The following is a 22,277-nucleotide window of genomic DNA, read 5'->3' as shown; positions in this document are numbered from 1 at the left end:
AAGGATAAGATGTGAAATTGATATTGGCTACATCAAATAAAGGGAAAGTGAGAGAGATAAAAGCTCTTTGCGAAGAGTTTGAGGTGATTCCATATAGTGAGCTTTTAGAAGAGTTTGAAATAATTGAAGACGGAGATGATTTTAAAGAGAATGCGCTTATAAAAGCAAGAGCTGTTTATAAAGCTTTAAATGAAAAATTGGGATATGAAGATATTATAGTATTAGCTGATGACAGCGGGATTAGTGTTGATCTTCTTAATGGCAAACCCGGGATATATAGTGCAAGATATGCAAGAAAAAGCGCAACTGATAAAGATAACTTATATAAACTTATTCAAGATATAAAAGATAAAAATGTAAAAAAATCACCTGCTCATTATACAGCAGCAATAGCAATAGTTACAAATAAGGGTGAATATTCAGTACATGGCTGGATGTATGGAGAGGTAGTTGCAGAAGCTGTTGGAGATGGCGGATTTGGATATGATCCTATGTTTATCCCCTTAGGCTACGACAAAACATTAGGTCAATTAGATGATGAAATAAAAAAACAGTTGTCACATCGTGCAAAAGCACTTGAATTGGCGAAGATTATTTTGCAAACTCTATAGAACTAATGAAAAATAGTCAATAAAATAACTCCAAAAAGTATGCGATAAATTCCAAAAGAGACAAAGGTAAATTTATCTAGAAATTTTAGAAATAGTTTTATTGTTAGATATGCAACGATAAAAGATGTGACAAAACCGACTGTTAGAACCATAATATTAGTATCGGTAAAGTCTTTATAATATTTTAGCAAATCGTAAGCGGCAACAGCGCTCATAACCGGAAATGCCAACAAAAAACTAAACTCTGCACTTGTTTTTCGATTGAGTCCTACAAGAAGAGCACCAATAATTGTGGAACCAGCCCTACTAGTTCCGGGAATGAGTGCGAATACTTGAGCGAAACCTATTATTAGAGATTGTTTCAGGGTGACATCCTCAACACTGTGGGTTGTATGAGCATCTTCATGTATAAAAAATTTCTCTACTATCAAAAAAAGTATTCCGCCGGCAATAAACATAACTGCCACAATAGTTACATTAAAGAGTTCTTTTATTTGTGAAGAGAAGATAAAGCCGATAATAGCCAAAGGAAGAAATGCAATAAAAACTTTCATCCACAAATCAATTTTTTTTATGCTAAATTTATCCTTATAGTTAAAGATAACAGCCAAAATCGCAGAGAATTGAATGATAACCTCATATGCCTTGTTTACACTATTTTGTTCTATATCTAAAAAATGGCTTGCAACTATAAGATGACCTGTAGAAGAGATAGGCAAAAACTCCGTAAAACCTTCAATTATGCCTAAAATCACTGAATCAAATAGTGTCATAAAAATCCTTGACCTGTAAAATTTTAAAATTTTCAATGCAATTCTAGCATAAAAATAAAGTGTCAATTTAAGTTATTTGGATATAATGCGTGGTTTTAATAATAATCTATTTTAGGAATTTTTAAATGCTACTTTTTACTCCTGGACCGACCCCGGTACCCCAAAATGTTCGTAATGCAATGAGTGATGAGACGATGCATCACCGCACACCCGAATTTGAAGCTATTTTTGAAAAAACTAGAAAATATCTTTTTGATTTGTTTAAAAGTGATGAGGTTGTTATGCTTGCATCCAGTGGAACGGGAGCGATGGAAGCTGCTGTTATAAACTTGTGTCATAATACTCTTTTAAATGTAAACTCCGGAAAATTTGGCGAGAGATTTGGAAAAATTGCTGTAGCTCATGGACTTGGAAATATTGAGATAAAAAATGAGTGGGATACTCCTGTAAGTGTTGAAGAAGTTGTTGCATTGATAAAAAGCGACTCTAATATCGATGCTATTGCGATTCAAGTTAGTGAATCAGCAGGTGGACTTCGTCATCCTGTTGAAGAGATTGCCAAAGCTGTAAAAGAGATAAATTCCAATATTATGATTATTGCTGATGGCATTACTGCTGTTGGTGTTGAAGAGATTGATGTAAGCAATATTGATTGTCTTATAGCGGGAAGCCAAAAAGCTCTTATGCTTCCTCCGGGACTTGCGATACTTGGCTTGAGCAATGCAGCGATAGAGAAGATCGGAAACGGAAGAGGTTACTACTTTAATCTTGCTACAGAGATAAAATCTCAAAGAAAAAATACTACTGCATGGACGGCTGCTACAACTTTGACTATCGGTCTTTTGGAGATTTTGGAAACTATCGAAAAAAACGGCGGACTGAATAAGCTTTATGAGGAGACCGCAGTTCGTGCCGATGCTGTTGTTTCAGCGTTAAAAGCGATAGGTTTGCATATATATCCAAAAACTCCTGCACTCTCTATGACGACAATTGATGATGTTGATGCTTCGCAAATTAGAAAAATTTTAAAAGATCAATTTGAAGTAAATGTAGCTGGCGGGCAGGATCATCTAAATGGTAAAATTTTTCGAATAAATCAAATGGGATTGATTCCTCCGTATGAGATGGCATGGGTTGTAAACTCTATTGAACTTGCTCTTGCAAAACTTGGTCGCAGATCTTATGATGGAACAGCAAATAGAATTTTTAATGAAAAATACTTTAAAGTTGGCAAATAAATGATACTAGAACATGAAATTCCCAGCGGTTCAAAACTCTACTTCGGCAATAGCGCTAAAATAAAAAGAGAGATAGAAAAAATCGCTAGCGATATTTTGTACTCTAAGGGGTTTGAGGAGATCGCCACTCCTATATTTTCATACCATCAGCATAAAAGTATTGCAGATGAGAGAGAACTTATAAAAGTAAATGATGAAAAAAACAACGCTATCTCATTAAGAGCGGATTCAACTATAGATGTTGTTAGAATTATTGAGAAAAGATTAGGAAGAAATACTGAACATAAAAAATGGTTTTATATCCAACCAGTTTTTCGATATCCTACAGATGAGCAGTATCAAATCGGTGCAGAATTTATGGGTGAGAGCAAAGTATCATCAATTTTAAATATAGCAACGGATATTTTTGATAAATTAGAAGTAGAACCCCTTGTTCAAATTTCAAATATGGTGATTCCCAAAATATTGGTTGAGATGTTTGATGAGTTGACTTTGGATGATTTTCGTTATGTAAATATAGAAAAATTATTAAATCTTAAAGTGAAATGGCTTGAAAAACTTGTATATCTCCAACATGTAGAACAAGTAGACGAGTTGCTTAAGATTGTTCCAGACGAAATAAAAGTTGAGCTGGAAAAGATGAAAAATTTATGCAATGCCATGGTTTGTAAAAAAAGTGTTCTAGCTCCGATATATTATGCAAAAATGCTCTATTATGATGAGCTGTTTTTTAGAGTCATAGATAAAAACGAAGTTTATGCAAGAGGCGGAAGATACAAAAATTCAGAGCTAACTTCTGTAGGTTTTGCAATTTACACAGATGTATTGATAGAAACAAAAGCGAATTAAAAGAGGATAATAATGAAAGCAGATTTAATAGTAGGTATACAGTGGGGCGATGAAGGAAAAGGCAAAATTGTAGATAGATTGGCCGGTAAATATGATATGGTTTGCAGAAGCCAGGGCGGACACAATGCAGGCCATACAATTTGGGTTGATGGCGTAAAATATGCACTTCACCTTATACCTTCTGGTGTATTAAATCCTAAAGCTGTTAATATTGTGGGCAATGGCGTTGTTCTCTCTCCAGAATCCATTATTAAGGAGATGACTCAGTTTGAAGGCTTAGAAGGAAGACTTTTTATCTCCGACAAAGCTCACTTAAACCTGCCTTACCACTCTCTAATCGATCAAGCCCGTGAAAAATTAAAAGGCGATAAAGCAATTGGTACAACAGGTAAAGGAATAGGACCTGCCTATTCTGATAAAATAAACAGAGTAGGCGTTAGAGTAGGGGAACTTTTAAATCCTGCGAGACTTTGCGATTCAATTATGGGCTATTTTGAACAAAATAGAGATATATTTGACATTTTGGATATAAAAACACCGAATAAAGCTGAACTTTTAGATGAGCTAGAGGGGTATAAAGCTAAACTTGCTCCATTTATTACTGATACGACTCAGATGCTTTGGAGAGCGTTAGATGAAGAGAATAAAAGAGTTCTTTTAGAGGGTGCTCAGGGAACAATGCTTGATATTGATCATGGAACATATCCTTATGTAACATCAAGCTCAACGGTTAGTGCAGGCGCCTGTACAGGTTTGGGAATAAATGCAAAAGATATCGGTAAAATTACCGGCATTGTTAAAGCATATTGTACGCGTGTTGGAAATGGACCTTTTCCAAGTGAAGATTTGGGTGAAGATGGAAAAAGACTCGGAAAACAGGGGCATGAGTTTGGCACAACAACAGGGCGCGCAAGAAGATGCGGATGGTTTGATGCGGTAGCGTGTAGATACGCAAGCCGTTTAAACGGCTGTGACGAGCTTGCACTTATGAAGCTCGATGTTCTCGATGGATTTAAAGAAGTTAAAATATGTGTTGCTTATGAGTTAAACGGTGAAAAGATAGACTATCTTCCGCAAAATTTAGATGATGTAAAACCGATTTATAAATCTTTTAAAGGTTGGGATAAATCTGTTGGAGCAAGAAAATTAGAAGATTTGCCAAAAGAGGCGCAAGAGTATATTAAAGTGATTGAAGAGATTACAAAAACGAAAGTGGGTATTATCTCAACATCTCCGGAGAGAGACGACACAATTATTTTATAAACAGCTTTTAAGTTATCAGCAATATTAAGTAAAGTAGTTTATTTTCTAATCATAAACTAACCTTACTTATTGTAAAATATCCAAATTTATTTTAAAACAAGTAGGGTCTATCGATGAAAATATCACTTAAAACTATACCTCATATAGCGAATAAGATTGCAGTTGATTTAAAGAAGAGTGGTGTTGTTACGATGACAAAGGGTCTTGAGCCAATTGCACAGGAATCTCAAAAAATATTAGCACATGATGTTAAGCAAGAGATTGCTTTGGAAGAGAAGGCGAGAGAGATTTGTGAAGCAAATGAAGAGCAGATAGAGTTTAATCTTGTTGATGAGAGACAGCTCTTTTTTATGATAAAGAAAAAGCTAGCTCCTGAATTTGGTGTTATCTTAAATTATGAAGAGCGTTATTCAGATATTTCGCATAAAATTTTAGATGAGCTTTATGAAGAGGATCTGATTCATTTTGATGTAACAGAAAATCGTATTAAAAATATTATTTTTAATGCGATTACATCTTTTATAACAGAAGCTTCTGAGCTGGATAATATAATAATGGACAAAATTAGAACATACAAAAAGAAGTATATTCCGGGAACTGACGAGTTTGATATTTTATATGAAAAGCTCTATAGAGAAGAGCTTACAAAAAGAGGCATGGAGTAGTGAATATGAAAGTTTTAACAAAAAAAGTTTGGCTATATTTTGAAAATGGAACTTTTTTAGAGGCTCATAGTTTTGGTGCAGAAGATACTGTAGTTGGCGAGATTGTGTTTAACACTTCTATGAGTGGGTATCAGGAAGTAATGTCAGATCCGTCTTATGCCGGTCAGTTTGTAACTTTTACAATGCCAGAAATTGGTAATGTCGGGGTTAATTCTCAAGATATGGAGAGTAAATCTGCACATGCAAAAGGAATGATAGTTAGAAAGTATCAGGATAGATACTCCAATTTTAGAGCAGAAGCATCACTGGCTAGTTTTTTAAAAGAACAAAATGTTATGGGTATTTGTGATATTGATACAAGATATATAACAAAAATGCTAAGAAAAGAGGGTGCTATGATGATGATAGCATCTACTGAAATAAGTGATAAAGAAGAGTTAAAAAATATTTTGGCTCAATCACCTAGAATAGAAGATATTAACTATATAGAGCAAGTAAGTACAAAAACAGCATATAAACATACTCAGTCAACTTATGATTATAGAGAGTTTGATTATAACTCTGCACCGACACCGGAGGCAAATATAGCAGTTTTAGATTTTGGTGTAAAAAGAAATATTTTAAATGAACTTGTAAACGCTAAAATGAGTGTTGAAGTAATACCAAATAATTTTAGTGCAGAAAATTTAATAGATAGATATAATAAAAAAGAGATAGACGGTGTTTTTCTCTCAAATGGTCCAGGTGATCCGCTGGTTTTAAAAAAAGAGCAAGAAGAGATAAAAAAATTAATAGCTGCAAAAGTTCCTATGTTTGGAATATGTCTTGGGCATCAGCTTCTTTCAATATCACACGGATATGATACATATAAATTGAAATTTGGTCATCATGGCGGTAATCATCCTGTAAAAAACATTAAAACAGGATTGGTTGAAATCACTGCACAAAATCACAATTATAATGTTCCTCAAAATATTGTTGAAGTAGCAGAGGTTACACATCTTAATCTATTTGACAATACAATAGAGGGATTAAAATACAATAATGCTCCAATATTTTCTGTTCAGCATCACCCAGAAGCCAGCCCTGGCCCAAAAGAGAGCAGATATATCTTCAATGAGTTTTTATCTTTAATAAAAAGATAAAAACTTCTTCCTCTTCCCTTTAAAAAATAATTTTTTACAAATTTATTACTTAAAAACAGGATAAAAACCATCAGTATGAAAAATATGTCAAAAAAATGTCATTGTTTAAGAAATCTTAAATATTTATACTGTTATCATGTGTATGTTAATTAGTTTAATAAATTCAATTAAACTTAATTGTTTTAAATCTTAAGGAGTCTATATATGGAAAATCGTCCATTAGAGTATGACTATACAATTGCCAAAATGTTTATGATGACAACAGTGGTTTTTGGTATCATTGGAATGCTGATTGGTGTAATTTTAGCTTTTCAGCTTGCTTTTCCAGAAGCTAATTTATTCTTAGGGGAGAGTTTGGCAGAATATACAAATTTCAGTCGTCTCCGTCCTTTGCATACAGATGCGGTAATATTTGGGTTTACAATAAGTGGTGTTTTTGCTACTTGGTATTATGTAGGTCAGCGTGTACTAAAAGTGTCAATGGGTGAATCAGCCTTTTTGATGTTTTTAGGCAAGTTACATTTTTGGTTATATGTATTGGGAGTTCTTGCAGTAGTTGTTTCGCTGTTTGCCGGAATAACAACTTCCAAAGAGTATGCCGAATTTGAGTGGCCTATTGATATCGTCATAGTAATAATTTGGGTTATATGGGGCATAGGCATGTTTGGTTTAATCGGTATTCGCCGTGAAAAATCTCTCTATATTTCAATATGGTACTATATAGCTACTTTCTTAGGTGTAGCGATGCTATATCTATTTAACAATATGGAAATACCGACAATATTAGCAACATCTGCTGCCGGTGAAAGCGGTATAGGCGCATGGTATCATTCGGTTTCTATGTATGCCGGTACAAATGATGCTCTTGTTCAGTGGTGGTATGGACATAATGCAGTTGCTTTTGTTTTTACTGTACCCATTATTGCAATGATTTACTACTTTTTACCCAAAGAGTCGGGTCAAGCCATATATTCGTATAAGCTCTCTTTACTCTCTTTTTGGGGATTAATGTTTGTTTATCTATGGGCAGGCGGGCACCATCTTTTATACTCAACTGTTCCGGACTGGATGCAGACAATGGGTTCGATTTTTTCAATAATATTGATTCTTCCGTCTTGGGGATCTGCTATCAATATGCTTCTTACAATGAAGGGAGAGTGGCAGCAAGTTGCAGCTTCTCCGTTGATTAAATTTATGGTTTTAGCTTCAACTTTTTATATGTTTTCAACATTAGAAGGTCCGATTCAAGCTATTAAGTCTGTTAATGCAATTGCTCACTTTACAGACTGGATTGTTGGACATGTTCATGATGGTGTTCTTGGATGGGTTGGTTTTATGATTATGGCTGCACTTTTTCATATGGCACCTCGCGTATTTAAAAGAGAGCTATACTCTAAGTCATTGATGGCAGCGCAGTTTTGGATTCAAACATTAGGTGTTGTTTTGTACTTTACTTCTATGTGGATTTCAGGTATTACGCAAGGTATGATGTGGCGTGCACATGATGAGTTTGGTAATTTAGCTTACTCATTTATCGATACGGTAACAGTTCTTCATCCGTATTATGTAATTCGTGGTGTTGGTGGTTTATTATATCTAATCGGTTTTTTAATGTTTGCATATAACATTTACAAAACTATGACTGCTCGTCGTGTTGAAGAGATAGAGCTACAAAATGCATCGCCTATGGGCGCTTAATAGAAAGGATAAAATATGTTTCATTGGTTAGAAAAGCATCCGTTCTTTTTTGCGGTAGGTGTTTTTATAGTTATTTCTTTTGCAGGTTTAGTAGAGATTCTTCCGAGTTTTGCGCAAGCATCTCGCCCTGTTATTGGTACTGCTCCATACTCGACACTGGAGCTAGCGGGTCGTCAAGTTTATATAAAAAATAGTTGTAATGCATGTCATTCACAACTGATTCGTCCATTTAAATCAGAAACTGATCGTTATGGACATTATTCACTAAGTGGTGAGTATGCGTATGACCGTCCATTCTTATGGGGTTCTAAAAGAACAGGTCCGGATTTAATGCGTGTTGGTAACTATAGAACAACTGACTGGCATGAAAATCATATGAAAGATCCGCAAAGCGTAGTGCCTGGTTCTATTATGCCGGCATATAGATGGATGTTTACAAATAAAGCTGATATCGAGACTGCTTTTGCGGAGCAGCTTACTGTTGCTGAGTATTTTTCAGTTCCTTATAATCAAGAGGTACCTATGAAAGATGGTTCAACAAAAGTTGTTAAAATGGGTAAAAGCGTTGCCGAAGCAAAAGAGTTGGCTCTCGAAGAGGCAAAGGCTGTAGTGGCAGATATGAAAGATCAAGATGTTAAAGATGCAGTGGCTAGAGGTGAAATTCCTGAAATAGTTGCATTAATTGCATATATGAACAGTCTTAAATAAAAAGGGTTTAAAGTGGATATTGCACAGTTACAGGCTTACGGATACTTTGCACTGACATTCTTTCTTGTTGTTGCTTTGTATGCATATATATATCATCTCTATAGTAAAAAAAAAGATGCTGATGGGATTGATTATGAGCAGTATAGCAATATGGCATTAAAAGATGATATAGATGATACTCCGGTATCTCCTAAATCAGATAGTGAGGCACCTTCTGAAGGTGAAAAGAAAAGAGGAGAGATATATGAATAAGCTTTATCTTTGGGGAATTATTATAACTGTTGCAATGATTGGTGCTACATATTTGTCAGTAGCAACATCCAAAGGCGGTTTAAATAATGATATTGTAAATATACTTGCGGTAACGGGAGCGGTTGCATTAGTAATCATTACTGTTTTTGTCGTAATCAAGTATGTTCGTCAGATGCAAGTTGACACTGCATCCGGTGAGCTTGCAGATGAAAATTGGGATGGTATAGGTGAGTATAAAAATGAACTGCCTACTGGCTGGGCAGTTATGTTCTTACTTACTATGATATGGGGTATGTGGTATTTTACAATCGGATATCCTTTAAATGCCTATTCGCAAATAGGTGAATATAATGAAGATGTTGCAGTTCATAATGCAAAATTTGAAGAAAAATATAAAGATATTACAGGCGAAAGATTAGTTGAGATGGGAGAGTCTGTTTATTTGGCAGAGTGTAAAGTTTGTCATGGATTAAGTGCTGACGGTATTGATGGAAAAGCGGCAAATTTAAATATAAGAATTGATGAACAATCAGTTAAGTATATAATAGAAAATGGATCAAATAACAAGCTTTTGGGCATGGAGATGCCGATGCCTGATCGAAACGGTCTTTTTAATGTAAATACTGGAGCTCTTATTACAGATGCAGAGATTGATATAGTTTCAAAGTATGTCGCAAATGGTATGAGTGGCGAAGGTGCTGATGTATTTGCAGGTGCATGTATGTCTTGTCATGGAGAAGATGGAAAAGGCATGGAGTTTGTGGCTCCAAGTATAGTAACATATACACCGGTTTTAGTTAGCAATGTTCTTGCACATGGTAAAAAAGGTATTATCGGCACTATGCCTAAGTTTGACAGACTTAATGATAAGCAAAAAGAAGCAGTTGGTGCTTATATTACCAGCTTAAGCAAATAAGGAGTTGGTTATGAATGAAAATAGAAGTATATTCTCTCTTGATGGCATAACAGGGATGTTAATAGCAACGATTTTGCTGCTTGCAATTTTAGTTTTTTTATCAATTTGGGCTGTAAATGTGCAACAAAAAAGTTCTTCAAATTTTTACGATTTAAAAGATGAAACATCAATTAAAATGATTGGTTCAAAAGAATCTGATCATATTATTGATGTAAAGTAAAGGAGTATAGTAATGGATAAAATAATTTCATGGGGGCTTGTGCTTATGGCTCTATATACACTTTATGTGGTTTTAACACCAAATCATCTTTTTATCGGCTAGGAAGTTTCATTGTATTTTAGAAGAGGATTTTTTATAATTGTTCTTTTAACTGTTTTTAAATCTTCTTTAATAGCCGGGTATCTTTATAAAGATGAGATTATTTTTAACTCTTTATTTAAGAGTGATATTGAAAAATTAGGCTCAGAGCTATATCAAAAAACAGGTGTTTCGTTAAGACTTATTATGCTTAAAAAATTGCCTGATAACACAAATATAGTTGCCTATGAAAAAGAGTTGATAAAAGATTTTAATGAGCCGACTATCTTACTGACATTTTCAGAGATAGATTTGAAAGTAGATATTCTGGCAAATGACACTTCTTTATACACACTTTTTGATAAAAAACAGGTTTTAAGCCCCGTTGCTTCGCCTATTCAGGCTTTTATTATGGCTCTTTTTTATAGCGAAGGCTGGTCTTCATTTAAAGAGATTGCAACAAACTCTAATGGGACAATTATTCCTCTTTTGGCTCAAAAAGCTAAAGATGATGAGCTGCTTGGCAAATATTCCGGCGCAATGTTTAACGGGTACGCAGATATTGCAGAACAAATTGCCAAAAGTAAAAATGTAGTTCTAGAAAATGCAGTCGGCAATGCTAATCAAAACAGTATATTTTTTGTAAAAATACTTTTTTACGGTTTTATACTTTATGGCATATTCTTATACATTAGAAGAAAACTATATATAAAAAGGCAAAATCTTGAGTAAAAAAAGCGCTAAAATATGGCCATATTCAATCGTAATATCCATAACACTTGTATTTATCGCATGTGTGGCTACTATTGTTATTGCCAATAAACTTCCTGTTGAAAAGAGTGATACCTATATGATGGGTTATCATGAGGCAGATGCAAAAGCAAATGAGATACTAAAATCTGCAATAGAGTTTAATAAAAGGTATAAAATAGAGTATATCTCTGATGAGTTAAGCTCGAAAAATTGTATTGTAAAATACAGAGTTATGGATAGTGCTTCCAGTCCTGTCAATAATGCAGATATTAAAATCGTTATCACAAGACCAAATAACCACAAGTATGACCAAGAGTTAAGTAATCCTGTTATAGAAAATGGAATCTATACCTTTCGTGCAACAAAACTTCCTCAAGAGGGAAGATGGGATATTATGGCAAAAGTAAAAGTGGAAGATATCCAAAGATTTTATAATATTAAAGCAGATACAAGATCAAAAGAGGTTATAGAGTATTAAGCGCTTTTAGAGGTAGCCATTGGTTATAATAAAATTATGAATAAATCTATTATAGTCTTACCATCTGCTCGCGCAATTAGACAGAAGCAGTTAGCTGTGGAGGGTTCAACTCTTTTTTTGCCAAATTACATCACTATGAGTGATTTTATAGCAAATCTATGTATAGTAAAAGATTTTAAAACTCTTGATGCGGACAGCAGAGTTTTGCTTCTTTTAGAAGCAGCTGATTTTAAAAGTTTTTCAAATCTACAAATTAAAAGAAATTTTTTTACCTTCACAAAAAATGCATCCTATATATTTAAATTTTTTCAAGAGTTAAGTGCCGAGAAGTATGATATAGCTAATCTTGGTATCTCTGATATCTATGGCGAGTATGAGGAGCATATTGCCATACTTCAGGAACTTTATAGAAGATATGAGACTTTATGTAGTCAAAGAAAAGTTCTCGATAAGATATTTCTTCCAAAACTTTATATTTTTAATGAGAGTTATATAAAAAATTATAAAAGTGTAGAGCTGTATGTAGATGGGCATCTGACAAACTTTGAGCTCGAACTTTTAGAGAAGTGCTGTGTGTTTAGCAGTGTTAGTATTATCTTTAGCGCTACAAGATTCAATACAAAAATGCAGAGTAAATTTTTAGATATGGGTATAGAGCTGGAGCAAGGGTATAGATATACACTATCTCTTAATAAAAAAAAGATATGCTCAAAAGAGAAAATAGAGTTTAATAAAAAGATAACATCTCAATCTTTCAGTGAGCCGGTTTTGCAAGTTGCTTATGTGAAAACAAAGATATATGAGTTTGTAAAAAAAGGGTATAAACCTGAAAATATCGCAGTTATTTTACCTGATGAGAATTTTGCGCAGACACTTAAGGTTTTTGATAAAAGTGCTAATTTTAATTTTGCTATGGGTGAGCCTTTTGCCAAAACAAAGATCTATGAGAAACTAAATGCTACATGCAAGTATATAGAACAGGATTCTAAAGAGAATGAAGCAAGGCTTGAGCGCGTAGGTGATGAGTTTTATTTAAATTTATACTCGATTTATAATAAAAAGAGCTCAGATGTGGATATTTTAGCTTTTTTAAAGAGCTACAAAGAGAGTTTTACAAACAAAAAAGAGATTAAAATTTTTGAAGAGGAGCTTTATAGCTTTAAAAATATTTTACCTTTTATGAAAGAGATGCATATTAAATCCGTAATCAATCTATTTTTGCAAAGATTGGCAAATAGAACGATTGATGATGTGCGAGGCGGAAAAATAACGGTTATGGGAGTTTTAGAGACTCGCTCTGTGGAGTTTGATGCGGTTGTTATAGTTGATTTTAGCGACAAACATGTTCCAAAAAAAAGTGATAAGGATATGTTTTTAAATACAAATATCAGAGAGATGGCAAACCTTCCGACTATGAGAGACAGAGAAAATCTGCAAAAACATTATTATGAGATGTTGATAAACAGAAGTAAAGAGGCAGCAATCTCTTTTGTAAAATCAGATGAGAGTAGCGGTTCTAGATTTTTAAAACAGCTCGGTATTGAAGAGAAAAACAGCTATTTAGAGCTTGATTATGCAGGCGTGCTTTTTCAAAGAGCAGCTTTTGACATAAAAAAAGATGAAGATATTGTTTTGGAGTACAGTTTTAAAGATAAAAAACTCTCTGCTACAAAGCTGAAAACTTTTCTTACTTGCAGAAGAAAGTATTACTATAAATATATAAAACAGATAGCAAATCATGAGATTCCAAAAGATATGCCACAGGAGTATGAGATTGGTCAGGATGTCCATGAAGCACTTAAAAATCTTTACGAAAAAAAGAGTTTTTATACAGATAAGCATGCGCTTCAAAAAGACCTTTATAAAGAGCTTGACAATGCATGCGGAGATAGTGAGTTTGAGAAGTATCTTATTGCACTGCAAAAAAGAAGAATGGAGAGCTTTTGCGAGAATGAGGTAGTAAGATTTAAGCAGGGTTGGAGAGTCGAAGCGTGTGAAGAGAGCCTTCAGTGTGAGTTTGCAGGTATAACACTTGTCGGACAAATAGATAGAGTTGATAAAAAAAAGAGCGATATCTATGTTATTGACTATAAAACAGGTTCTTATCCTCTTTATACAGAAAAAAATCTGCATGAAGCAACCGATTTTCAGCTGGAATTTTACTATCTGCTCGCGCAAAAATTTGGTAATGTTACTGGGTGCGGATACTATGATCTCAAAGAGTCAAAAATTGTAAATGAGCCATTTTTAAAAGAGAAACTTGCAGTTTTGGAATCAAATATAAAAGATCTTTTAAATATTCAAGAGCTTAATTTCAGCAGGTGCGAAGATCTTAAAAGTTGTCTCTACTGCGAATATAAAGTCATGTGCGGTAGAGAATAATGTTTATAAATAATCTAGCCTATGAAGCAAGTGCCGGAAGCGGAAAGACTTTTATGCTTGTCGTGCGTTATTTGAGTTTGCTTTTTAAGGGCGCCGAACCATCAAAGATACTTGCTCTTACCTTTACAAATAAAGCTGCAAATGAGATGCAGGAGAGGATAGTTCAAACTTTAGAGGAGCTTGAACACAGAGGCGAGCTTGATGAGATTGTAAAAGTTACCGAACTCTCTCGTGATTATTTGCTTCAAAACCGCCAAAGAGTTTTGAATGAGTTTTTAAACTCGCATACAAAAATTATGACTATAGATAGTTTTTTTACACAGATTTTGCGTAAATTTTCTCTTTATGCCTCATTAATGCCTGATTTTTCAACCTCTTCCTCGCAGCATGAGCTTAAGCTTCTCTCTCGCTTTTTAAAAGAGGTAAGCGTAGCTGGAAAAAAAGAGACACTTATTTTGCTCTCGCTTGCTTTTAACAAAAGATTTACAGATATATTTTCTCTCTTAGATGAGTTTTACATAAAATTTAAAGAGATAAAGCATATAAAGTTTAAAAAACAAAACTACAGAGTATTTGAAGAAGAAGCTCTCTCTTCTATGGCAGAACTAAAAAAAATCATCTCTTCATGCAAAGCTGCATCTAAAACAGCGCTTAAATCAGTTGAAGTCCAAAATTATGAAGAGCTTTGTGCAAAAGCATGGATAGGAAGAGAAACACTTAATTATAATACATTTTCGAAATGTTTTACTTCTGAAATAGATCATCTGCTTACTAAAATACAAGAGGCGATAAGAGAGCATAATCGTGCAAAAGAGCAGAACTTTTTTTATGCCATCAAAGAACTTGTGGACATCTATACAAAATCAAAAAAAGCACTTTATATGGATGACAGCGAACTTAGTTTTAGCGATGTAACTTATCTTGTTTATGAGATTTTAAATCTTATTGAGGATAGTCACTTTTTATATTTCAGACTTGATGCGCAGATAGAGCATATGCTCCTTGATGAGTTTCAAGATACCAGTATATTGCAGTATGAGATACTAAAACCGCTTATAGATGAGATAACTTCGGGCAAAGGTATTTTTGATAACGGAAGTTTCTTTTTTGTTGGAGATGTAAAGCAGTCCATTTATAGATTTCGCGGTGGAGTGAGTGCACTTTTTGATGCTGTTAGAAGAGAAAACGATACGCATGTGGAGAAACTTTTAATAAATTACCGTTCACAAAAAGAGGTGGTTGCATTTGTAAATGAGTTGTTTGAAAAAAGGATAAAAAACTATACTCCCCAATTGGTAAGAGAGGGTGCAAAAGGAGGATATGTTGAGGTTGTGCAAAATGATGACCCGCTTGAAGAGGTTGTCATCAGAGTGCAAAAACTTTTATCTATTGGAGCCAATAGCAGCGAGATAGCCGTTCTTTGTGCTACAAATAGCGATGGACAGGCTCTAAAAGAGGCTTTGCTTGCTAAAAACATAGAGGTTATTACAGAGACCACAACAAAACTGATAAATCAAAAGAGCATAAAAGCCGTTTTAGAGTATTTGAAGTATCTATATTTTGACGAAGATATCTATTTACAGAACTTTTTTGCTCTTGTTTCACAAAAAGTCCGCCCTCTCAAAAAGGTTGATTTTAACGAAGCGAAACTCTTAGATGTTGTTAAAAATATTATAGATGAGTTTAGACTATTTAGTGATGATTTTAATTATGTTAGATTTTTGAATGCGCTCTCAAAATACAGCGATATTGAATCACTTCTTTTTGAGTATGAGAGACTTGATTTAAGTGCGGCGGCAAGTCAGTTAAGCGGTGTAAGAGTTCTTACGGTTCATAAATCGAAGGGACTCGAATTTACACATGTTATAGTGATGGACAGGCTTAAAAAAGCACCGCCTGCAAGAGATGCTATCATTTATGAGTATGAGGGCATCTCTTTAAAAAATATCTATCTTCGCATAAAAGGACGGGAGAGTATTGATAAAAACTATGAAAATGCTTTAAAAAAAGAGAAGCTTTTGGTACATGAAGATAGCCTCAATGCGCTTTATGTCGCTTTTACAAGAGCAAGAGAAAATCTTTTTATAGTTACTAAATCAAAAGATTCAATGTTTGCCATACTGGACTTGAAAATTGGATGCAGCGGCAGTTTGGATATACAAAAAAGCCATATAAGAGAGCATGATTTTGCAAAGTTGCAAGCAGAAACAGGGGCTCTTGAGTATAAAGAGCTGTACTATGGAACGCAAAATGATATTTTAGCACTCGAGAAGGCTCAAGATGAGGATATAAAATCTATAAATTTTGGAATCGCAATGCATTACATGTTGGAGATGCTTGGTTCTTTTGATGCACAGAGTATCTCTCTTGCAAAAGAGATGATGCTTAATAAATATGGCGCTTTTTTAGAAGATGAAGAGATAGAGGATATAGAAAATAGAGTAAGCATGCTTTTAAAAAATAAGACATTTCTCTCTTTGGTAAAAGGAGAATGTTATAAAGAAAAAGCCATTAGATATAAAAACAATCTTCGATATATAGATCTTTTGGTAAAAAGCAATTCTGTAAAAGAGTCTCTTTTTGAGAGATGGAATATCATTGATTATAAAAGTGCACTCTCTTATGTAGATGAGCATAAAAAACAGGTAAATTATTATGTTAATGCAATAAAAGAGATAACCGGCGATGAGGTGGATGGATATATTTGTTATCTGCTTCAAGGCAGTATAAAAATAGTAAAAATATAAAACTTAAAAAAACCATAAATTCAGGTATTTGTAAGTTTAAAAAGATATACTTTCGCCAATTAAACGGGCATTTTATTATGTTGATGTTAAGAAAATTACTTGAAAGGTTCAAGAATGAAATTTACGAAAATTGCAACTCCTGAACAAATCGATCAAAAATGGGTTTTGATTGATGCTGAAGGTAAAACTTTTGGTCGTATTATCACTGAAGTTGCAACAATACTTCGTGGTAAGAACAAGCCATGTTTTACTCCAAATATCGACTGTGGAGACTATGTTGTAGTAGTTAACGCTTCAAAAGCAAAATTCAACGGTCTTGGCAAAATCGCTAACAAAGAGTACTTCTCTCATTCAGGGTACTTTGGTAGCACAAAGAGCGTAAAGATGACTGAGCTTTTAGAGAAAAATCCTGAGAAGCTTTACAAATTAGCTACTCGCGGTATGCTTCCTAAAACTAAGCTTGGCGCTAAAATGCTTAAAAAATTAAAAATATATGCAGGTGCTGAGCATCCTCACACTGCACAATTAGCTAAGTAAGGATAACTATATGGCAAAAATATATGCAACAGGCCGTCGTAAGGCGTCAATAGCAAAAGTATGGTTAACTCCAGGTAGTGGAAATATGACTATAAACGGTCTTTCGTTAGATGCATGGTTAGGTGGACTAGAAGCGAAAAAACTTCGTGTTAAGCAGCCTCTTGCTCTAACAAAACAAGATACTTCGGTTGATATCGTAGCTACTACTTTAGGCGGTGGTTTCGGTGGTCAAGCAGATGCACTTCGTCACGGTATCTCTCGCGCGTTAGTGAAATTTAACCCAGAGTTAAAAGCTATACTAAAACCTGAAGGTATGATGACTCGTGATTCGCGTGTTGTTGAGCGTAAGAAGCCAGGTAAGCGTAAAGCTCGTCGTTCTCGTCAGTTTTCTAAGCGTTAATCGCTGCGAAAACTTTTTTTCAGTGCATTTTGCACTGTTAAAAAAAACTACTTTCAATATCTTCATTAACAATCTACTTTATTTAAATTTGGTATAATCGCTAAAAAAAAGAGTCTTTTTGCGCTGTTTACTGTTTCTGTTTTTATCATTAAATCTTTTCGCATCAACGCTTCATTTAGCTACATCTGCCAATCCATCACGACTAAACCCCATACTAGCAACCGATTCAAGCTCTTCTGAAATTACCGGGTTTTTGTTTAATGGGCTTGTAAAGTATGATAAAGATTTATCAACAATCATAGGAGACTTGGCTGAGGAGTTCTATTTTGAAGATGAAAAAACGCTCTTTTTTAAACTCCGTAAAGGTGTAAAGTGGCATGATGGGGAGAGTTTTAGCGCAAAAGATGTTCTTTTTACATATAAAGTGCTTATCTCGCCAAAAATAAGCTCTCCCTACAGTTCAAACTTTAGGTTTGTAGAGAGTGTTGAAGCGGTAGATGAATTTACCATAAAGGTAAAATATAAAGAGCCCTACTTTAAAGCTTTAGAGACTTGGATGATGGGAATACTGCCCGAGCATAGTTTAAAAAACGAAGAGAATCTTATGAGCTCCTCTTTTAACACAAATCCCATAGGCACGGGGGCATATAAGCTTTATCAGTTAGAGCACTCTAAAAATATTATTCTTAGCGCATTTGATGATTATTTTGAGGGCAGGGCAAAGATTGATACAATCTCTTTTCATGTTATAGCCGACCCCATGACGCGTTTTTTGATGCTCAAATCATCAGCTCTTGATGTAGGAAGTATTGAACCTATGCAGTATGAAAGACAGCTGAATGATGATTTTTTTCAAAAGTTTAATATTTATGAAAACATCTCTCAATCTTACACTTATCTTGGTTTTAATCTTCGTTTAGAGAAGTTTCAAAACCCAAAAGTTAGAGAGGCGCTCTCTTTAGCCATAAACAGAGAGGAACTTGTCGATATTCTCTTTTTTGGTCATGCAAAGGTTTGCACAGGACCATTTTTGCCCGGCACTAAAGCGTTTAATAAGAGCGTTAAAGCACCAAAGCAAGATATACAGAGAGCAAAAGAGCTTTTAAAAGAGGCAGGATATGATGAAAAAAATCCATTTACTTTTGAGATAGCAACCTCAAACTCTAGTGAAATAAGACCTTACGCTGCGCAGATACTGCAACATCAGCTTAAAAAAGCGGGTGTCATTGTAACACTTCGAGTCATGGAGTGGCAGGCTTTTTTAAACATGGTGGTTTTTCCTCATAAATTTGACAGCGTGTTGCTTGGATGGGGACTCTCCCCAACACCTGACCCTTACATGTTTTGGCACAGCGATAACGACAAGCAGGGGGGATTTAATTTAGTGGGCTACCATAATTCCAAAATGGACAAGATGATAGAGGAGTCTCAAAGCATGATTGAGAGTGAGCGTCTTTCGCAAACATGGCAGGAGATGTTTAAAATAATAACTGATGAAAATCCATACCTCTTTTTATACATTCCAAACTCAATCACGACGGTTAGCAAAGAGATTAAAAATATAGAGCCGGCTCCTAGCGGAATATGGCATAATTATATAAAATGGGAGAAATAGTTTGATAATATTATTTGATTTAGACGGCACTTTGATTGATTCAACGGATGCAATTTTAGAGTCGTTTCACCACTCTTTTGACTTTCATAAACTCTCAAGAAAAGAGGATGAAGAGATAAAAGCTCTTATAGGCTATCCGCTTGACATCATGTATGAGAATCTAGGAGTTCAAAAGAGTGTGATTGCTGAAATTATAACAACATACAAAGAGCGCTACAGAGATATTTCAACACAAAAAACAACTCTGCTGCAAAATGCCAAAGAGGCTGTAGAGTTGGCGAGCCAATTTGCTACACTGGGTATTGTAACAACAAAAACAGGACGCTATTCTCAAGTATTGATGGAACATTTTGAAATTATGCATCATTTTGATGTTCTTATCGGCAGAGAACATGTTCAAAATCCAAAACCTAATGCAGAGCCGATTATAAAAGCTTTGGAGAAATTAGATACAAAAAATAGAGAGGTATGGATGATTGGCGATACTAAACTGGATCTTTTAGCTGCAAAGAGTGCAAATGTAAATTCTATTGGTGTTTTAAGTGGTTACGATAGTAATGAAACATTAAAAAAGTTTACAAATGTTATATTTAATGATGCCTTAGAAGCTGCGCTCTATCTTCAAAAGAGGAAAAAATAACACATTTCAACCATTTCTTAAAAAAGAATAAAACATCAAGCTTTCTTTAAGAGCAACTTGTCTAAAATTAAGGAGTAAAATAGAATTATTGGTTCTTATATAAATAGAAGGAGAGTTTATGCTAGAGATTAGATGGCATAGTCGTGCTGGACAGGGTGCTGTTACAGGTGCTAAAGGTTTGGCAGATGTTATTTCTACAACGGGTAAACAAGTGCAAGCATTTGCATTTTACGGATCTGCAAAACGCGGAGCTGCAATGACAGCTTATAACCGTGTAGATGATAAGGTGATTATGAATCATGAAAAATATATGAGACCTGATTATGTTTTTGTAATTGATCCTGCATTGGCAATAACAACAGATGTTACTATTAACCACAAAGAGGGTACAAAGTACATCATTACAACACATATGAGCACGGATGAATTAAAACAAGCTCAGCCTAAGCTTCAAGATAAAGAAGTTTATACAGTTGATTGTATTACGATTGCAAACGAAACTATTGGCCGTCCAATTCCAAATACTCCAATGCTTGGAGCATTTATGAAAATCTCTGGAATGTATGATATAGAGTTCTTTAAAGAGAGTATGCAAAGAGTTCTTGGAAAACTACCGCAAAAAATAATTGATGCAAATATGCTCGCAATTCAGCGTGCGTTTGATGAAGTAAAGTAAGGGACTGGTTATGGCACAAAAAGGATGGGATGAATTTGAAATCGGGGCTATGCTCCGTACTTTTGATGGAAAAATAGATGATATTGCAGGAACGCGACAAGAAGATCGTGAATATTCACAAAGTAGTTCTTATACTGCAAGTGTTGCTGACTGGAGATTGATTAAACCGGTATTCAATAAAGATTATTGTATTGATTGTCAATTTTGTTGGATTTATTGTCCGGATGTTTCAATAATTTCTAGAGATAAAAAATTGGTTGGTGTAGATATGGATCACTGTAAAGGGTGTGGTATCTGTGTTGAGGTTTGTCCTACAAATCCAAAATCACTGTTAATGTTCCCAGAGCAGGCAGATGAAGAGTCAGAGATTGCAAACTGGCCAAAAAAAGATGAGAAGGAAGCATAATGGCATTTGATAAAATGGAATTAAGAGAAGTAGAAGTATGGGATGGTAATCATGCTGCTGCTCAAGCAATGAGACAAGCTCAAATTGATGTTGTTGCAGCTTATCCAATTACACCATCAACTCCAATTGTTGAGGGGTATGCAAAGTTTTTAGCTGATGGCTATATCGAAGGTGAATTTGTAATGGTAGAATCTGAGCATGCAGCAATGTCTGGATGTATCGGAGCTGCTGCTGCAGGCGGGCGTGTTGCTACTGCAACATCATCTCAAGGTTTTGCCTTAATGGTAGAAACTCTTTATCAGGCATCAGGGATGAGACTACCAATCGTCTTAAATGTTGTTAACCGTGCACTTGCATCTCCTCTTAATGTTAATGGTGATCACTCAGATATGTACCTTGGTCGTGACAGCGGTTGGATTCAATTTGATGCATACTCTCCTCAAGAAGCGTATGATTTAAATCTTATTGCTTTTAAAGTAGCAGAAGATCACGATATTAGACTTCCTGCAATGGTAAATCAAGATGGATTTTTAACATCGCATACTGCGCAAGGCTTAAAGCCATTGTCAGATGATGATGCTTATGCCTTTGTAGGTGAGTTTAAACCTATGAACGATATGCTTGATTTTGAACATCCTGTTACTCACGGTGTACAAACAGAAGAAGATTGGCATTTTGAGCATAAAGCGCGTCAACATAATGATTTAATGACAAAAGTTTTGCCAAAAATAAAAGAAGTTTTTGTAGATTTTGAAAAGTTAAGCGGACGCAAATATAATCTTGTTGAAAAATACAATATGGATGATGCTGATGTCTGTGTTGTTTGTATGGGTAGTTCAGTTGAAACAGCTCGTGAAGTTGCATCTGAAATGAGAGAAAATGGTATTAAAGCCGGTGTAGTAGGAATTAGAGTATTAAGACCATTCCCGTTTTTTGAAATTATTGAAGCATTAAAAGATGTAAAAGCAGTAGCTGCACTTGATCGTTCATCACCAAATGGTGCGGCGGGAACGCTTTTCAATGAAATAGCAGGAGCACTCTTTAATACAGATTCAAAAACACTTCTTTCAGGCTATATTTATGGTTTAGGTGGTCGTGACTTAACTAAAAAACATTTAGTAGATCTTTTCAATGAGCTTCAAGCTAATGTTGATGCTGGTAAAGTAACTACAAAATTACAACAATTTATCGGTGTTCGCGGACCGAAATTAGCGTACTTATAAGGAG

Annotated in this window: 23 protein-coding genes; 22 read left to right on the top strand and 1 reads right to left on the bottom strand. The window is 34.7% G+C overall.

The features are described 5' to 3' along the window. Positions 1-11: 11 nt before the first annotated feature. Complete coding sequence (gene rdgB, locus FJR47_RS09005; protein WP_152300111.1) at positions 12-611, top strand: RdgB/HAM1 family non-canonical purine NTP pyrophosphatase; 600 nt, start codon at positions 12-14, stop codon at positions 609-611. A 2-nt stretch (positions 612-613) separates the two neighbouring features. On the opposite strand, the gene FJR47_RS09000 is transcribed toward rdgB, so the two are convergent. Then, positions 614-1,384 carry an undecaprenyl-diphosphate phosphatase gene (locus FJR47_RS09000; protein WP_152300110.1) on the bottom strand — a complete coding sequence of 257 codons (771 nt, stop codon included), beginning with the start codon at positions 1,382-1,384 and terminating at the stop codon, positions 614-616. Positions 1,385-1,509: 125 nt separating this feature from the next. Between FJR47_RS09000 and FJR47_RS08995 the strand changes: the two genes are divergently transcribed. The 21 genes from FJR47_RS08995 to FJR47_RS08895 all read left to right on the top strand — a co-directional run bounded on the left by FJR47_RS08995 (position 1,510) and on the right by FJR47_RS08895 (position 22,273). Next, positions 1,510-2,622, top strand: coding sequence for a pyridoxal-phosphate-dependent aminotransferase family protein (locus FJR47_RS08995; RefSeq protein ID WP_152300109.1), 1,113 nt, complete (start codon positions 1,510-1,512; stop codon positions 2,620-2,622). Beyond that, complete coding sequence (locus FJR47_RS08990) at positions 2,623-3,471, top strand: ATP phosphoribosyltransferase regulatory subunit (RefSeq protein ID WP_152300108.1); 849 nt, start codon at positions 2,623-2,625, stop codon at positions 3,469-3,471. 12 nt (positions 3,472-3,483) lie between these two features. After that, positions 3,484-4,734, top strand: a complete 1,251-nt coding sequence (locus FJR47_RS08985) for an adenylosuccinate synthase (RefSeq protein WP_152300107.1) — start codon at positions 3,484-3,486, stop codon at positions 4,732-4,734. Between the two features lie 113 nt (positions 4,735-4,847). Next, a complete protein-coding gene (locus tag FJR47_RS08980) occupies positions 4,848-5,399 on the top strand; it encodes a DUF507 family protein (RefSeq protein ID WP_152300106.1) in 552 nt (183 codons plus the stop codon). Between the two features lie 5 nt (positions 5,400-5,404). Continuing rightward, positions 5,405-6,544, top strand: coding sequence for a glutamine-hydrolyzing carbamoyl-phosphate synthase small subunit (carA, locus tag FJR47_RS08975; RefSeq protein WP_152300105.1), 1,140 nt, complete (start codon positions 5,405-5,407; stop codon positions 6,542-6,544). Between the two features lie 204 nt (positions 6,545-6,748). Continuing rightward, on the top strand, positions 6,749-8,242 hold the full coding sequence (gene ccoN, locus FJR47_RS08970) for a cytochrome-c oxidase, cbb3-type subunit I (RefSeq protein WP_152300104.1): 1,494 nt from the start codon (positions 6,749-6,751) through the stop codon (positions 8,240-8,242). Between the two features lie 15 nt (positions 8,243-8,257). Next, positions 8,258-8,950, top strand: coding sequence for a cytochrome-c oxidase, cbb3-type subunit II (gene ccoO / locus FJR47_RS08965; protein WP_152300103.1), 693 nt, complete (start codon positions 8,258-8,260; stop codon positions 8,948-8,950). A gap of 12 nt (positions 8,951-8,962) precedes the next feature. Next, on the top strand, positions 8,963-9,202 hold the full coding sequence (locus tag FJR47_RS08960) for a cytochrome c oxidase, cbb3-type, CcoQ subunit (RefSeq protein ID WP_152300102.1): 240 nt from the start codon (positions 8,963-8,965) through the stop codon (positions 9,200-9,202). Next, positions 9,195-10,118, top strand: coding sequence for a cbb3-type cytochrome c oxidase N-terminal domain-containing protein (locus tag FJR47_RS08955; protein ID WP_152300101.1), 924 nt, complete (start codon positions 9,195-9,197; stop codon positions 10,116-10,118). The genes FJR47_RS08960 and FJR47_RS08955 overlap by 8 nt, the downstream gene beginning before the upstream one ends. Positions 10,119-10,128: 10 nt before the next feature. Further along, complete coding sequence (locus tag FJR47_RS08950; protein WP_152300100.1) at positions 10,129-10,338, top strand: DUF4006 family protein; 210 nt, start codon at positions 10,129-10,131, stop codon at positions 10,336-10,338. Positions 10,339-10,449: 111 nt separating this feature from the next. Beyond that, entirely contained in the window at positions 10,450-11,148 is a 699-nt protein-coding gene (locus tag FJR47_RS08945) for a 3-dehydroquinate dehydratase (protein ID WP_152300099.1), read from the top strand. Then, positions 11,141-11,647, top strand: a complete 507-nt coding sequence (locus FJR47_RS08940; protein ID WP_152300098.1) for a FixH family protein — start codon at positions 11,141-11,143, stop codon at positions 11,645-11,647. Before FJR47_RS08945 ends, FJR47_RS08940 begins: the two co-directional genes overlap by 8 nt. 36 nt (positions 11,648-11,683) lie before the next feature. After that, positions 11,684-14,029, top strand: coding sequence for a PD-(D/E)XK nuclease family protein (locus FJR47_RS08935; protein ID WP_152300097.1), 2,346 nt, complete (start codon positions 11,684-11,686; stop codon positions 14,027-14,029). Next, complete coding sequence (locus tag FJR47_RS08930; RefSeq protein ID WP_152300096.1) at positions 14,029-16,776, top strand: RecB-like helicase; 2,748 nt, start codon at positions 14,029-14,031, stop codon at positions 16,774-16,776. Before FJR47_RS08935 ends, FJR47_RS08930 begins: the two co-directional genes overlap by 1 nt. Positions 16,777-16,890: 114 nt before the next feature. Then, positions 16,891-17,313 carry a 50S ribosomal protein L13 gene (gene rplM, locus FJR47_RS08925; RefSeq protein ID WP_152300095.1) on the top strand — a complete coding sequence of 141 codons (423 nt, stop codon included), beginning with the start codon at positions 16,891-16,893 and terminating at the stop codon, positions 17,311-17,313. A 10-nt stretch (positions 17,314-17,323) separates the two neighbouring features. Then, complete coding sequence (rpsI, locus tag FJR47_RS08920) at positions 17,324-17,713, top strand: 30S ribosomal protein S9 (protein WP_152300094.1); 390 nt, start codon at positions 17,324-17,326, stop codon at positions 17,711-17,713. A gap of 118 nt (positions 17,714-17,831) precedes the next feature. Next, complete coding sequence (locus FJR47_RS08915; RefSeq protein ID WP_152300093.1) at positions 17,832-19,328, top strand: peptide-binding protein; 1,497 nt, start codon at positions 17,832-17,834, stop codon at positions 19,326-19,328. A gap of 1 nt (position 19,329) precedes the next feature. Next, positions 19,330-19,968, top strand: a complete 639-nt coding sequence (locus FJR47_RS08910) for an HAD family hydrolase (RefSeq protein ID WP_152300092.1) — start codon at positions 19,330-19,332, stop codon at positions 19,966-19,968. A gap of 118 nt (positions 19,969-20,086) precedes the next feature. Further along, complete coding sequence (locus FJR47_RS08905) at positions 20,087-20,644, top strand: pyruvate flavodoxin oxidoreductase subunit gamma (RefSeq protein WP_152300091.1); 558 nt, start codon at positions 20,087-20,089, stop codon at positions 20,642-20,644. A 10-nt stretch (positions 20,645-20,654) separates the two neighbouring features. Next, positions 20,655-21,050, top strand: a complete 396-nt coding sequence (locus tag FJR47_RS08900; RefSeq protein WP_152300090.1) for a 4Fe-4S dicluster-binding protein — start codon at positions 20,655-20,657, stop codon at positions 21,048-21,050. Further along, on the top strand, positions 21,050-22,273 hold the full coding sequence (locus FJR47_RS08895; RefSeq protein WP_152300089.1) for a 2-oxoacid:ferredoxin oxidoreductase subunit alpha: 1,224 nt from the start codon (positions 21,050-21,052) through the stop codon (positions 22,271-22,273). Before FJR47_RS08900 ends, FJR47_RS08895 begins: the two co-directional genes overlap by 1 nt. Positions 22,274-22,277: the final 4 nt, after the last annotated feature.

The organism is Sulfurimonas xiamenensis, from assembly GCF_009258045.1.
GTDB lineage: Bacteria > Campylobacterota > Campylobacteria > Campylobacterales > Sulfurimonadaceae > Sulfurimonas > Sulfurimonas xiamenensis.
The sequence above is the reverse complement of the archived record's forward strand: the minus strand, read 5'-3'. Positions and strand labels throughout refer to the sequence as shown.

What these genes read in the sequence shown, in the direction of transcription:
- carA (WP_152300105.1), top strand. Translation starts at nt 5,405, where the DNA reads ATGAAAGTTTTAACAAAAAAAGTTTGGCTATATTTTGAAAATGGAACT.
- FJR47_RS08980 (WP_152300106.1), top strand. Translation starts at nt 4,848, where the DNA reads ATGAAAATATCACTTAAAACTATACCTCATATAGCGAATAAGATTGCA.
- ccoN (WP_152300104.1), top strand. Translation starts at nt 6,749, where the DNA reads ATGGAAAATCGTCCATTAGAGTATGACTATACAATTGCCAAAATGTTT.
- FJR47_RS08930 (WP_152300096.1), top strand. Translation starts at nt 14,029, where the DNA reads ATGTTTATAAATAATCTAGCCTATGAAGCAAGTGCCGGAAGCGGAAAG.
- FJR47_RS08900 (WP_152300090.1), top strand. Translation starts at nt 20,655, where the DNA reads ATGGCACAAAAAGGATGGGATGAATTTGAAATCGGGGCTATGCTCCGT.
- ccoO (WP_152300103.1), top strand. Translation starts at nt 8,258, where the DNA reads ATGTTTCATTGGTTAGAAAAGCATCCGTTCTTTTTTGCGGTAGGTGTT.
- FJR47_RS08935 (WP_152300097.1), top strand. Translation starts at nt 11,684, where the DNA reads ATGAATAAATCTATTATAGTCTTACCATCTGCTCGCGCAATTAGACAG.
- FJR47_RS08995 (WP_152300109.1), top strand. Translation starts at nt 1,510, where the DNA reads ATGCTACTTTTTACTCCTGGACCGACCCCGGTACCCCAAAATGTTCGT.
- rpsI (WP_152300094.1), top strand. Translation starts at nt 17,324, where the DNA reads ATGGCAAAAATATATGCAACAGGCCGTCGTAAGGCGTCAATAGCAAAA.
- FJR47_RS08895 (WP_152300089.1), top strand. Translation starts at nt 21,050, where the DNA reads ATGGCATTTGATAAAATGGAATTAAGAGAAGTAGAAGTATGGGATGGT.
- FJR47_RS08990 (WP_152300108.1), top strand. Translation starts at nt 2,623, where the DNA reads ATGATACTAGAACATGAAATTCCCAGCGGTTCAAAACTCTACTTCGGC.
- FJR47_RS08950 (WP_152300100.1), top strand. Translation starts at nt 10,129, where the DNA reads ATGAATGAAAATAGAAGTATATTCTCTCTTGATGGCATAACAGGGATG.
- FJR47_RS08985 (WP_152300107.1), top strand. Translation starts at nt 3,484, where the DNA reads ATGAAAGCAGATTTAATAGTAGGTATACAGTGGGGCGATGAAGGAAAA.
- FJR47_RS08955 (WP_152300101.1), top strand. Translation starts at nt 9,195, where the DNA reads ATGAATAAGCTTTATCTTTGGGGAATTATTATAACTGTTGCAATGATT.
- rplM (WP_152300095.1), top strand. Translation starts at nt 16,891, where the DNA reads ATGAAATTTACGAAAATTGCAACTCCTGAACAAATCGATCAAAAATGG.
- FJR47_RS09000 (WP_152300110.1), bottom strand. Translation starts at nt 1,384, where the DNA reads ATGACACTATTTGATTCAGTGATTTTAGGCATAATTGAAGGTTTTACG.
- FJR47_RS08905 (WP_152300091.1), top strand. Translation starts at nt 20,087, where the DNA reads ATGCTAGAGATTAGATGGCATAGTCGTGCTGGACAGGGTGCTGTTACA.